The sequence below is a fragment of the Microvirga sp. P5_D2 genome (assembly GCF_054049475.1).
The window spans coordinates 1-12,284 of sequence record NZ_JBFUMH010000156.1 but is presented as its reverse complement, the minus strand read 5'-3'; the positions used below and the strand labels follow the sequence as shown (position 1 = coordinate 12,284).

Annotated in this window: 14 protein-coding genes; 7 read left to right on the top strand and 7 right to left on the bottom strand. The window is 61.3% G+C overall.

Annotation, left to right across the window (positions count from 1 at the left end):
• Positions 1 to 1,849 (bottom strand): PhoX family protein (locus ACXJKO_RS25330; RefSeq protein ID WP_457093834.1); only part of this gene is annotated, 1,849 nt, incomplete at its 3' end.
• A gap of 115 nt (positions 1,850 to 1,964) precedes the next feature.
• Here ACXJKO_RS25330 and ACXJKO_RS25325 point away from each other — a divergent pair.
• Positions 1,965 to 2,222: a hypothetical protein gene (locus ACXJKO_RS25325; protein ID WP_457093833.1), complete on the top strand. Its 258-nt coding sequence runs from the start codon at positions 1,965 to 1,967 to the stop codon at positions 2,220 to 2,222.
• Between the two features lie 156 nt (positions 2,223 to 2,378).
• Positions 2,379 to 2,810: an RNA polymerase sigma factor region1.1 domain-containing protein gene (locus ACXJKO_RS25320; protein WP_457093832.1), complete on the top strand. Its 432-nt coding sequence runs from the start codon at positions 2,379 to 2,381 to the stop codon at positions 2,808 to 2,810.
• 6 nt (positions 2,811 to 2,816) lie between these two features.
• Here the strand turns inward: ACXJKO_RS25320 and ACXJKO_RS25315 are convergent, their stop codons facing one another.
• Together ACXJKO_RS25315 and ACXJKO_RS25310 are read right to left on the bottom strand one after the other, a co-directional pair.
• Positions 2,817 to 4,037: a DUF882 domain-containing protein gene (locus ACXJKO_RS25315; RefSeq protein WP_457093831.1), complete on the bottom strand. Its 1,221-nt coding sequence runs from the start codon at positions 4,035 to 4,037 to the stop codon at positions 2,817 to 2,819.
• A gap of 84 nt (positions 4,038 to 4,121) precedes the next feature.
• Complete coding sequence (locus ACXJKO_RS25310; protein WP_457093830.1) at positions 4,122 to 4,823, bottom strand: L,D-transpeptidase; 702 nt, start codon at positions 4,821 to 4,823, stop codon at positions 4,122 to 4,124.
• Positions 4,824 to 4,957: 134 nt separating this feature from the next.
• On the opposite strand from ACXJKO_RS25310, the gene ACXJKO_RS25305 reads away from it, so the two are divergent.
• Positions 4,958 to 5,428: a DUF2726 domain-containing protein gene (locus ACXJKO_RS25305; RefSeq protein ID WP_457093829.1), complete on the top strand. Its 471-nt coding sequence runs from the start codon at positions 4,958 to 4,960 to the stop codon at positions 5,426 to 5,428.
• Positions 5,429 to 5,506: 78 nt separating this feature from the next.
• Here the strand turns inward: ACXJKO_RS25305 and ACXJKO_RS25300 are convergent, their stop codons facing one another.
• Complete coding sequence (locus tag ACXJKO_RS25300) at positions 5,507 to 5,806, bottom strand: hypothetical protein (protein WP_457093828.1); 300 nt, start codon at positions 5,804 to 5,806, stop codon at positions 5,507 to 5,509.
• A gap of 208 nt (positions 5,807 to 6,014) precedes the next feature.
• The gene (gene copM, locus ACXJKO_RS25295) at positions 6,015 to 6,392 is read right to left on the bottom strand and encodes a CopM family metallochaperone (protein ID WP_457093827.1); all 378 of its coding nucleotides are present in this window, start codon (positions 6,390 to 6,392) and stop codon (positions 6,015 to 6,017) included.
• Positions 6,393 to 6,639: 247 nt separating this feature from the next.
• Here copM and ACXJKO_RS25290 point away from each other — a divergent pair, with 247 nt between their 5' ends.
• Positions 6,640 to 7,548, top strand: coding sequence for an MYG1 family protein (locus ACXJKO_RS25290; RefSeq protein ID WP_457093826.1), 909 nt, complete (start codon positions 6,640 to 6,642; stop codon positions 7,546 to 7,548).
• 27 nt (positions 7,549 to 7,575) lie between these two features.
• A complete protein-coding gene (locus tag ACXJKO_RS25285) occupies positions 7,576 to 8,724 on the top strand; it encodes an amidohydrolase (protein ID WP_457093825.1) in 1,149 nt (382 codons plus the stop codon).
• A gap of 53 nt (positions 8,725 to 8,777) precedes the next feature.
• Here ACXJKO_RS25285 and ACXJKO_RS25280 read toward each other — a convergent pair whose 3' ends face one another.
• Both ACXJKO_RS25280 and ACXJKO_RS25275 read right to left on the bottom strand, forming a co-directional pair.
• Positions 8,778 to 9,779 carry a phasin family protein gene (locus ACXJKO_RS25280; protein WP_457093824.1) on the bottom strand — a complete coding sequence of 334 codons (1,002 nt, stop codon included), beginning with the start codon at positions 9,777 to 9,779 and terminating at the stop codon, positions 8,778 to 8,780.
• 292 nt (positions 9,780 to 10,071) lie between these two features.
• Positions 10,072 to 10,776, bottom strand: coding sequence for a glutathione S-transferase N-terminal domain-containing protein (locus ACXJKO_RS25275; protein WP_457093823.1), 705 nt, complete (start codon positions 10,774 to 10,776; stop codon positions 10,072 to 10,074).
• 309 nt (positions 10,777 to 11,085) lie between these two features.
• Here ACXJKO_RS25275 and ACXJKO_RS25270 point away from each other — a divergent pair, with 309 nt between their 5' ends.
• Together ACXJKO_RS25270 and ACXJKO_RS25265 are read left to right on the top strand one after the other, a co-directional pair.
• Positions 11,086 to 12,030, top strand: coding sequence for a GGDEF domain-containing protein (locus tag ACXJKO_RS25270; RefSeq protein ID WP_457093822.1), 945 nt, complete (start codon positions 11,086 to 11,088; stop codon positions 12,028 to 12,030).
• A gap of 87 nt (positions 12,031 to 12,117) precedes the next feature.
• On the top strand, positions 12,118 to 12,284 hold a 167-nt coding region (locus ACXJKO_RS25265; protein ID WP_457090844.1), incomplete at its 3' end, for an IS630 transposase-related protein.

Genomic DNA, 12,284 nt, shown 5'->3' with positions numbered 1-12,284 from the left:
CATCCACTTCAGCCGGGTGCTGCACCGCGAGGAACAGCGACTCGTCGTCGGGGGTGAAGAACGGGCCGCACAGCTCGCCGCCGAGCGGGACGCGGAAGAAGTGGCGTGACGTGCCGCGAAGTTCGCCTTCCGTCTCTAGCGCCCAGAGACCATCCGCGCGACCCGTCGCCTTGGCGTTGTTGCCGTCGGTGGAGATCCAGAGGCGGCCCTGGCTGTCGATGGCGCAGTTGTCCGGCATACCGAACCAACCGTTCTTGGTGGTCTCGGACGAGAACGTCGCGCCCACCGAGGCTACCGAAGGATCGCCGCACTTCACCAGCACTTCCCACGTGAACGCAGTCGCCGCATGGTTGCCGCCTTCCGGCATCATCTCGACGATGTGGCCGAAGGCGTTGTTGGCGCGCGGGTTGGCCGGGTCGATCTGGTCTTCCTTGCGGCGCGTGTTGTTCGTCAGCATGACGTAGACGCGGTTCGTCTGCGGATTGGCCTCGATGTCCTCGGGGCGATCCATCTTGGTTGCACCGAGAAGGTCAGCCGCGCGGCGGGTTTCGATCAGCACGTCGGCCTGGCTCTTGAAGCCGTTCGCCTCGGTCAGCGCGCCCTGGCCGTGGATCATCGGCATCCAGGTGCCCGTGCCGTCCGGGTTGTACTTGGCGACATAGAGGGTGCCTTCGTCGAGCAGCCCGAAATTGGCGGCGCGGTTCTGGGTGTCGACCTTGCCGGCGGTCACGAACTTGTAGACGTAGTCGAAGCGCTCGTCGTCACCGAGATAGACCACGTAGCGGCCATCGCCGTTGGTGATGCCGGCAGCGCCTTCGTGCTTTGTGCGGCCGAGCGCGGTGCGCTTCTTGGGCACGAAGTTCGGGTCGAACGGATCGATCTCGACAACCCAGCCGAAGCGGTTGGCCTCGTTGGGCTCCTTCGTCAGGTCGAAGCGGTCGTAGAACTTGCCCCAGGCATAGGCCGGCGTGCCGATGCCATAGCGCTTGTAGTTCTTCGCTTCGGCATGATCGTCGGCCATCTTGCCCCAGAAATAGCCGTTGAAGTTTTCCTCGCAGCTCAGCCACGTGCCCCAGGGCGTCACGCCGCCGGCGCAGTTATTGATCATTCCATTGACCTTGCGGCCGGATGAATCGGCGGAGGTCTTCATGCGGTCATGGCCGGCGGCAGGGCCGGTGATGTCCATCGGCGTTTCGGCCGTGATGCGGCGGTTGTATTTGGAATCCTTCACCACCTGCCACTGGCCGTTGATGCGACGGATCTCGACGACGGCGCCGCCATGGGCTGCGATCTCGATGTCGACCAGATGCTTGGTCATCTTCGAGAAGTTGGCGTCCTTGGTGTCCTGCACGCCGACACCGGGAAACATCAGCTCCTCGTTGGTATATTCGTGGTTGGCGACGAGCAGGCCGTGGTCGCTCGAACCGTTGAGCGGGATGAAGCCGATATAGTCGGTGTTGTAGCCGAACTGGCGCGCCTGCCTCTCGGGCGTTTGGTTCATCGGATCGAATTCGGGAGCGTCAGTGAAGATCGGATCGCCCCAGCGCAGAAGCACCTGGGTATTATAGCCCTCGGCCACGTGGTGGGTCTGATCGACACCGGCCTCGATCTCCTTGAAGTCGAAGGTACCGGCCATCGCCTTTTTGGCGGGCTGCTCATTGGCGGCCAGAGCACGAGTGCCGACGGTCGCGGAAATCGCCGCCACGGCCAGCGAACCGCGCAGCAGGTCGCGGCGGTTGAAGCGGGTCGCGATGATCTCGCCCATGGTGAGGTTCTGCGTGGGGTTCACGCCGATATCGCCGGAATCTTCCAACTCGCTTGAGCGAAGGCGGGCCTTGTGCTCGTCCATTTTCTTTTCTCCGTCCTTGTGACGGGACGTGGATTAGAAGTGTTCCATGTAAGCTGCATGACAGGCTTGAAGGTTCAAGCGGGACAGCGGTGCCGGGATCGTGTATGGATCGGGAATGACGAACGATGTTTCAGCCCTTCGAGGGCAATTGTCCGACCAGTGGCAGAAGCTCGCCATCGAGCTGATCAAAAAAGGGCTGCCCGCCGAACTCATTTTCGAAACCTTGCTCACCGTCGGTCTCGCGGGGCAGGTGGAGGTGCTCGGCAAGGATGTGGCGGCGGGGCGTCTCGTCGCCATCGCCGAGCAGCTGTCCGAACAGGTGCGTCGGGAAAAGGAGGCGCTGCAGGAAGCCTCCAACGCTACGAAGAACTAGCGCGCCTCGCTCATTTAACCCTCGCCTGCAAAAAAGTTCATCGAGTTTCTCCGGTCGGTGCAACACCTCGGCAGATTGCCGCGTTAGGCTGAAAAGCGCCATGCGTAGCAGTCCGTGGCTGCTTCTCTGCAACCGAACGATTGAGGTGATGTCCTCATGCAGCCGGCACTCGACAGAACCCTCCTGGACCGCCTGATCGTCCTTGGCCGCGAGCGGGGACATCTCACCACCGAAGACCTTCGGATCAATCTTCCCGTTGAAAGGATGAGCGCGGAGGAGATCGCGCTGATCGTGGTGCAGCTCGAAGGATCGGGCATAGCGGTCGAGCTGGAAGACAGCCTGATTTCGCCGGCGCCCGAACAGCCGCCTCGCAAGAGCGCGGAGATCATTCCTTTCCCCAAACGCCCGGCAGTTGATCGTAACCGCGTGAAGCCCGTGCCGCTCAGGCCAGCCATGCTTCAACCTGCCGCGGCAGATCCCATTCAGGTCGAGGAGGCAGCGCCCCTTTCGCTCTGGATCTTTGCGGGGGCGGGGCTTGTGGCTTTCGTGGCCTTCACTCTGATCATTCTCGCGACCGCCACCGCCTGAAGGCGGTCAGTTCGTCTGTGTGACGGCATCCGCCCATTGGGTGGACGGTATGTCCTGCGTGCCGACCGGGGCCTTCACGGCCGGTCCGGTGAAGCTCGTCGTGCTGAGATCCTCCACGAGCCTTGGCGCGAAGCCGCTATCGGCAAGGGCGATCCGGGGTTCGAAGAGGGAGCGAACCGCAGCTCTCTCATCGAAGCCGAGGATAGGTTGGAACAGTCCGATGCGGCGCGTCGCAGCCTTCTTGTCGTTCTCTTTGCTCACGAGGAGAGCGGCAGGCTCAGCGCTGGCGACCTGGGCTGCTTCCAGCTTCGGTCGCTGCGGAGGCAGCGGGACGACGACCGGCTCGATCGCCACAACTTTTTCAGGCTCGACCGAGGCGACGACCGTCTCAGGTGCAGGTGTTGGGGCCGGATTCTTCCGGCCGAAAAGATTGGCGAACAGGTTGCCTACGGAGCCGCCACCGGCGGAAGCCTGCGTGGCGAGAGCCTCGTTGCGAGCCGCGATCTGAACCCGCGTCTGCTCATAGCCGGGCAGGGGCTTGCCGCTTGCGGGCAGGTGAGCCGTGTTGCCATCCGGGAAGAGGCGCGCCAGCTGTTGCTGCGACATGCGCGGCCATGCGCGCACATTGCCCGTGTCAACATGCACGAAGGCGGATGAAGCATAATAGCCGACACCGCCATATTGCATCTTCATCGCGATTTCCCGAAGCCGTTCCGTCTCCACATCCGGCAGTCGGATATCCATCGCCTTGCCGAGCATGTGCTGGCTGTGCTCGGCCACGCCGCTCGACCGCTGCCGCAGGGCCGAGTTCGTTTCCGGGGAACGATAGGACGAGATGATATTGATGGGCTGCCGGGAGCCCGACTCGCGATAAACCTCCCACAGAATGTCGAAGAGACGCGGGTCCATCTTCGCAGGCTTGTCGTTGCGCCAGTCCCGCAGGAACCAGTTCAGCTGAGTGAGAGCCTGCTCGTCATACTGTCCGTTTCGGCGAAACGTGACGGTCGTGCTTTCCTGGCTGTGGGTGTGGAAGAAGGAGAGGGTGCGCGTTTCGCCATCCGCGCGAGCGGTGGCCCACCATGCTCCCGCCATCAGCAGGGCCGTGCAGGCCGCGACCGGCGAGAGATTGAGGATGTTTTTCCTGATGGCGTGGCGGCTGTTCGCAGGCGCATGAATTGACCCGCGCCTGCCCTGCGACCTTTCCGGTCGGGCAACAATATCCCACATGTTGACTTATGTCCCGCTTCCCTTGCGAGACATGTGACTGCCAACAATGGCGAAAATAGGCGCAAACGGCCTGTTTTCGCCAGATCAGAGATGGGCAGCCGTCTGGTTGCGTTTCGGACGGCTCGAACCGACCACGACGACCTTGGTGCCTTCCGGAACGTGCTTGTAGAGATCAATCACGTCCTGATTGATCATGCGGATGCAGCCGGATGACACGTTCGTGCCGATGGTCCAGGGCTCGAACGTGCCGTGGATCCGGTAAAGCGTATCCTTGTTGCCTTGCCAGAGATACATGGCCCGCGCCCCAAGCGGGTTGCCAGGACCGCCCGGCATGCCGGGGCCACCGGGCAACTCGCCCATCTGCTCCATGAGTTCCGGCTGGCGGCCGAACATCTCCTTGGGCGGATACCAGTCCGGCCATTCCTGCTTGGTCTTGATCACGGCGCTGCCGGACCAGCCGAAGCCTGAACGTCCCACTCCAACGCCATAGCGCACGGCCATGCCATCCCGCAGAACGAGGTAGAGATAGCGGCTTCGCGGCTCGACGACGATGGTGCCAGGCGCTTCAGATGTCTGATAGGGCACGACCTTGCGCAGGTAATTCGGATCGACGCGCGTGAGGTCGATGCCGGGGATCGGATAAATGTCATCGTCGATGGGCGCATACATGGCCTGATAGGTCGACCGGCTGATCGCGGCCTGCGCGAAACTGGGACCGGAGGGAAGGCTGGAACAAATGGCTGCGGCTGGAACACCCAGCAGGAACGAGCGGCGATTCAGGTCCATCTCACGTTCTCCCAATGCATCAACTCGGCAGTAAGAAGACGCAGGACCATGCGGCTCGGTTTCATGCGACTGTACTTGAAGCGCGGCAGAGACCGGCTAATAAGTTCACGAAAGCGTGGGCATTAGGGGGTGATATGGACCGGCTGTTCGAACAGGGAACTTGGATCGGGCTCGCGGGCATCGCCGTGCTCGCCCTGCTGCTCGTGCTCTACCTCTCGTGGGCGAGGCGTCCGCGCTTCAAGCGCTGCTCCGTGATGACGGCCAACGAGCGCGAGTTCTATCAGAGGATTCTCCAGGCCTGCCCGGATTGCGAGATCTGGCCGCAGGTTCCGCTTCTGGCGCTCGTCCGGCCCGATGGCAGGGAGGGATCCCGCGCCTTCTGGGCGGCTTTCCGTCAGATTTCTAACACGCGCGCAGACTGGGTAATCGCTCAGAATACGGAGGTGCTCGCCATCATCGAGCTCGACGACCGCTCCCACGATGCGAAGCGGGATGCCCGGCGCGATGAAATTCTGAAAGGCTGCGGTTACCGCGTGCTGCGGTTCCAGTCGAAGAATAGGCCCGAGCCTCAGCATATCCACGATGCAATCTTCGCGGGACGTTAATGCTCACCGCTTGCGGCGCACGCAAGAAAAGGGCTGGGCGATCCTCAAGACCGCCCAGCCCTCAAAAGATTAGCGAGATCAGGCCTCGTCGGATTCGTCCGGGTCGGTCACGTCGACGAGGAACATGATGTAGGGACCATCATCTTCATCATCGTCGCTTTCCTCGTCGTCGAAATCCGCGTCCTCGAATTCTGCCTTCTCCGTATCGGTCGCGGCCCGGACGTTCAGGCTCGCGAAGCCGTCCCACAGGGGAGCGCCGTCGCTCTCAAGGGCCTTGAGGTCATCCTTGAAATCCTCGCTCAAAAGGAGTTCGCGGGCTTCCTCCTCTTCGGCATTGGTGATGGCAATCGGCTTATCGCTGATTGTGAGTGTGAACATGGTTCTTCCTTTCCATTTGCCCGCAGGGAATGCTCGTTAACGCACGACCCCGCCGGTTGGAACCAGACGATCGTCGTCGAATGCATATGGCCAAGCTCTACACGGTCCAAGTCCACATTGACACCTCAAAGGCGAGAGCAAACGGATCCTTATGAAAAGGCTAATTGCCCCAATGTTTTATGCTGCAGGGAGATGACGAAGCACTGGCCTATTTGAAGCCCTTCTTCTTGAGCCAGTCCTGCATCTCGGCGATCTCGCGCTCCTGCTCGCGGATCACGGCCGTCGCCCATTTGCGGATCTGCTCATCCTTGGAATTCTCCAGCACGACCTTGGCCATGTCGATGGCACCCTGGTGATGGGGAATCATGCCGCGCACGAAATCGACATCGGGGTCGCCGCTATAAGCGATGTCCATGTCGCGATGCATCTTGGTATTGGCCTCGCGATAGGCTTTCGTGGACGGAGCTTCGGACGAGCTCTGCGTTTGCATCGGCGTCGAGTGTCCGCCATGCGAATGCCCTTGCGCGAGGGCCAGCGAGGGCAGGGCTGCGATCATGGTGGCCAGCGTCAGATAGCGTAATTTCATCAGGGCTCTCCGAAATGAAAGATGGGATTTGAGGTGCCTAGGCCTTCCCATCGTTGCAAGGTCAAGAGATGGCTTCCAGGGTCATGTCAGCCGAAAGAGGGACATGAACATGTCGAGAAAGGGTGTATCGATGATGCAGGGCGCTATCCTGTGACCCATGGTTAAGGTTATATGCGCTCTCCAAGGGGATTAAGTCCCACGTACGGTCAAGGAGATGGGTTGTGCCGGTGGGTAGAGGTAGGGTTTCATGAAGGTCGTCACCCATAGCGGAACCTTCCATGCCGATGACGTCTTCGCCTCCGTTGTCCTGCGCGCCGCTCTCGGCTCCTTCGATCTGGTTCGCACCCGCGACGCCGATGAAATAGCCTCGGCCGATATCGTCTTCGATGTCGGTGGCGTTTATGACGCCGGTACCAAACGCTACGACCACCACATGCGGGACTTGCCGCGCCGGCCGGATGGCACGCCCTACAGTTCGGTCGGCTTGGTCTGGCGCGATTACGGCGGCGAGGCCCTTCAGCAATTCGTGCCCGGCATCGCGGCCGATGCGGTCGAGATGGTCTGGCAGGATATCGATACCAGCATCATCCTTTCCATCGATCAGGCGGATAACGGCGTTGCTCCCACGAGCCCCGGTCATCTGTCCCTCCTGATCGAAGCCTTCAACCCTACATGGGATTCCGCCCAGAGCTTCGATGACGCCTTCACTGACGCCGCCGATTTTGCCCACGGCATTCTGCTGCGTTCGTGCCGTCAGGCTCATGCCGAGGCACAGGCCATGGCATTCGTGATGGCGGCTGCGCGCAAAGCGAAAGACCGCCGCGTGATTGTGCTCGACCGGAAACTGCCATGGGAGAAGGCGGTCTTCGAAGGTGGGCTCAACGACCTGCTCTTCGTGATCTATCCCAATGAGGATTCGACCTCTTGGTACTGCCGCACGGTGCCGCCTGAGCCCAATTCCTTCGGTCAGCGCCTGTCCCTGCCGGAGGCTTGGCGGGGCTTACAGGAGGAAGCATTCTCCGAAGTCGCCAGCATTCCCGACGGTGTCTTCTGCCATCCGAGCGGCTTCATCTGCGGCGCGCGTTCGCAAGCCTCGACCCTGAGGCTGGCAGATCAGGCCATTGATGAGGGTCGACGGATCGGCGCGATCATCTAACGTCGTGAAGCCGAGCGGGAGCACGCCATGTTTTTGACCGATCAGGATGTGGTTGATCTCACCGAATGGCGGCGCGAATTGCACCGCATACCGGAGGTTTCCCGCGAGGAGGCCCAAACCTCTCGCAAGGTTCAAGCTTTTCTGAAGGCCTCGGGTGCGGGTCGGGTTATTGCCGATCTCGGCGGCCACGGCGTCGCCGGTATCTTCGAGGGGCGGGAGCCTGGTCCTACCGTGATGTTCCGGGCGGAACTCGATGCGCTGCCGATCGAAGAGATATCGGACGCTCCTCATCGCTCAGCCGTGCCGGGCAAAGCCCATCTGTGCGGACATGACGGGCACATGGCGATCCTGGGAGCACTCGCCCGTGGTCTCAGCCGTGAGCGTCCGCAGCGTGGCCGCGCCATTCTGCTGTTTCAGCCTGCGGAAGAGGATGGCTCGGGCGCCGCAGCCGTCGTGGCCGATCCGAAGTTTCGCGAAATCGAACCCGACTTCGTCTTCGCGCTTCACAACCTGCCGGGCATGAGGCTGGGCAAGGTAGCGCTCATCGAAGGTCCGGTCAGCTGCGCCTCACGCGGGATGCACATCACGCTGACAGGCAAGACCGCCCATGCCTCCATGCCGGAAACGGGCCTTTCGCCCGCCAACGCCATGGCCCGACTGATGCCTGCTCTGACAGCTCTCGGCAGCGGCGGGCCCATGGATCAAACCTTCGCCATGGTGACGGTAACGCATGCCCGTTTGGGCGAACCCGCCTTCGGCATCGCGCCGGCTCATGGCGAGATATGGGCCACGCTGCGAACGCTGACGGATGGCGGCATGGACAGCCTTGTCGCCGATGCCGAAAGACTCGCGGCGGAGGCCGCGCGTGAGCATGGGCTGGCGCTTGAGATCGCCTATGACGATGTTTTCCGCCATTGCGAGAATGCGCCGGAAGCTGTGGCGCATCTGAGACGGGCGCTCGATGCTGAAGGTGTTCAGCATGACCGCGGAGACTTGCCCATGCGGCCGTCGGAGGATTTCGGGAATCTCGGCGCGAAAGCGCCCGCCGCCATGTTCTTCCTGGGCGCAGGCGAACGGCATCCGAGCCTTCATAATCCGGATTACGATTTTCCGGATGATCTGATCGCCATCGGTGCGAGAGTGTTTATGCGCACTCTGCGCGATCTTCTCGGTTGAACCAGAAAAGTTTCTCCCGGCCCTTGAGCCGGGAGACTTGTCGAGGGATTGGATCAAGCGGCCTTGTTAGGCCGGATCGCCTTTTCAGCGGCCTCGACCTGAACCGTCACATTGCGGGTTGCCTCATCCGCCATCTGGATTGCGAGTTCCGCGATGCGGCGGCTGTTGTCGACGGTCTGCTCCACATTGTCCCGAATAAGCGAACTCTGAGCGGCCAGGAGATCCGCCATCGTGCGGCAACGTGCAAGACTGTTCAGCCCGTCGAGATTGCGCTGCATCCGCTTCTGGCTCAGCTCGAAGCATTCGCGGGAGACATCCTGGATGCCGCGCGCCAGGACAGTGCCGGAATGGACGGCGGCACGCAGATTCTGCGTCGCTTCCTCGGTCATATCCTGGGTTTCTCCCTTGGGATGCGAGAGCATCTGCATGGTTCGCCCCGATGAGTATCGGGTCAGTTCCGAGAAAGCGTAGAAGCTGTTCTGTATGGCTTCCTGCATGGTCTGCACGATGTTTCGGGCGCTCTCGGCCCCGACGCGCATCGTATCGGTCACCTCGTCGGTCACCTTGCGAACGACTTCCGCCTGCTGCTGCGCGCGTCGTGTGTCGATCCGCTTGATCTCACCGATATTGGCCATTTCGTCCTCCACCTTTTCAACGACGGCTTCGGCTTCTTCCTCGCTGAGCACTTCGAGCACCGCAGGGATCAGCTCCTTCTTGTCGTCACGGATATGCTGCTGGAAGATCTTCTGGAGTTCACCGATCTGGGGCAAAAACTCCGCCGAGTTCTTGGGCATGCGCTCGAGTTCGACAAGGAGCGCGATGGTCCTCTCGTTGTCGTTCACCGCAGCGCTCACGAGATCCTGCATCCCGTTGCGACGGAGAATTGGGAAGAGGTGCTCTTCCTGAAGAGTGGCGAGAAGTTCCAATTCCTCCTTCAAATCCGCGAACAGGCGCTCACGGGTTTTGAGGGCGGATTCCGATGTGGCGAGAAGCTTCTCGAAGAGTTCGTTGGCTTTGTCGGGTGGGGTTTGGCTGAATCGTCTGTTCGTAGGCATTGTTCCTCACAAGAATAAAAAGGGTGGTGTCAAATCACTGGAACGCAAACAGGCGGGCTGAGCCGGTCCTGGGCTCAAGGCGGCGGGGCTTCATCGAAACGCCCGCTTAAGGAAGCGGATGAAACCATGACAAACATATGTCAGATGCCGGGCTGCTCTCTGGCGTGGTTACGCACCGCAGGCCTCTTCAATGCAGGCCGTCCGGCGTTTTGCGCCGGACGGAGGAACATAGAGATAGGATCAATCTATGTTGATTTTGCGGCGCACAAACTCCCGCGCCGCAGAGAAGCCATCAGGGCCGCTGCGGAATTTCGAGACCGCGCTGGACGGCGGGGCGAGCGAGGCCGCGTTCGAGCCAGGCCGGCACGTTCTTCAGTGTATCGTAGTCCACCAGCTCACCTGCACCATAGAAGCCGACGAGATTGCGCACCCAGCCGAGCAGCGAGATATCGGCGATGGTGTACTCGTCGCCCATGATCCACTGGCGCCCGTCGAGGCGCGTTTCCAGAACGCCGAGAAGGCGCTTGGACTCCGCCCGGTAGCGTTCGAGCGGCCGCTTGTCCTCGATCTCGCGCCCTGCGAACTTATGGAAGAACCCGAGCTGGCCGAACATGGGGCCCACCGCAGCCATCTGGAAGAAGACCCATTGAATGGTCTCGTAACGCTGCGCGGGGTCTTTCGGGAGGAACTTGCCCGTCTTTTCCGCAAGATAGAGCAGGATCGCCCCCGACTCGAAGAGGGCCAGCGGCTTTCCGCCGGGGCCGTCCGGATCGATGATCGCCGGGATCTTGCCGTTGGGGTTGAGCGCCAGGAACTCGGGCGTCCAGGTCTCGTTCTGGCCGATATTGATCGTGTGCGGCTCATACGGCAGCCCGGTCTCCTCCAGCATGATGGAGGCCTTCACCCCGTTCGGGGTCGGCAGGGAATAGAGCTGGATTCGGTCGGGATGGCTGGCGGGCCAGCGGCGGGCGATGGGAAAGGCGGACAGGTCTGTCATAGGATCTCCGTCAGGCCGGTGGGAATCGTGATCCACGGCCCCTGCCGCCAATTAACCGGACTCGTTTGCCGGATGGAAGGCCAGCCCCAGGCATGGCTGCCATGACGGTCCGGTTTCGCAGAAGGGGGATGGGGCGGCACTTGGGACCTAGTTTCAGGTCAGCAAGCCTCGATGATGATCCCGGACTTATTCATGAGGACGCTCGGAGCCCCCACATCTTTCAAGGATCTTGCCGTCGAGACAGTCCAGTCCTTTGCCCTAAGGGAAGATGTCATTTATGGTAACAGCATTCAGTAATCCCTGGCCCAGATGACCCATTTCGTTTCAGACCTCAAAGACGAGACCCTGCAGTGCTTGGTGGAGGCGCTCGGTCAAAGCGGGCAGGCGATTTCCATTTACGATGCAGAGGACAATCTCCGCTTCGCCAATGAGGCCTATGCGGGCATGTTCCTTGGCGATTTCAAGGGACCCTTCACCTTCACCGAGATCCTTCGTTATGGGGCGAGGGAAGGGATCGGCGTTCGCATCGACGGCGACGATGTGGAAGCGCTCATCGACCGCACGCTTCCCCGTCGCCGGAGCATGCCGCGCAAATCCTTCGAGTCGGATTTCATGGATGGCCGTTGGTTCTGGTTCGAGCACACAGTGCTCGCGACCGGCTGGGTGCTGACGGTGGCCACCGACATCACCGCGCTCAAGCACAACGAGAAGACTCTCCGTCAAGCCCACGAGGCTGCTCTCGAAGCATCGCGCACGGACCAGCTCACTGGGTTGGCGAACCGGCGCTACATTCTGGAACTGCTCGATGATGTGCTGGGAGTCCACGAGGATACGGGCTGCGGCCTGTGCGTGGCCTCGATCGACATCGACCTGTTCAAGACCATCAACGATGCCTATGGCCACGATGCGGGCGATACGGTGCTCCGGCATTTCGCCCGTATCTGCACCGAGAGAATGCGGACCCAGGATTGTCTCGGACGAATGGGCGGTGAAGAATTCCTGCTGCTTCTCCCCGAGACGAAGCTCGAAGATGCATTGGACCTGATCAGCCGCATCCGCGAAGACTWCCCAGCGGCCCTGCTCGCGGAGGAGGGCATCGATTTGGCTTACACATTCAGCGCGGGCCTGACGGAGACGCTGCCAGGCGAGACCCGCAGCTCCATTCTCCGCCGCGCCGACCGCGCTCTCTATGCCGCCAAGACGGAAGGGCGCAACTGCACGAAGATCGGGCACGAATTCGCGAAGCGCAATTGATGCTTTAAAGCATCGGACTGGAAATTCGACTCCTGGGTTTTGGCCTGGTGCGATCTGTGATTCACTTGCTGGAACGGGAGGTGGATCATGGGTCACTGCTATTCTCTCGATCTTCGGGTGCGGGTCGCCGACTTTGTCGAGGCGGGCCATTCCTGCCGGGCGGCGGCAGGGCACTTTGCCGTCAGCGAGAGCTTCGCCATCAGGCTGGTGCGGCGAACCCGGGACACCGGCTCGCCGGCACCGGACCGCCAGGG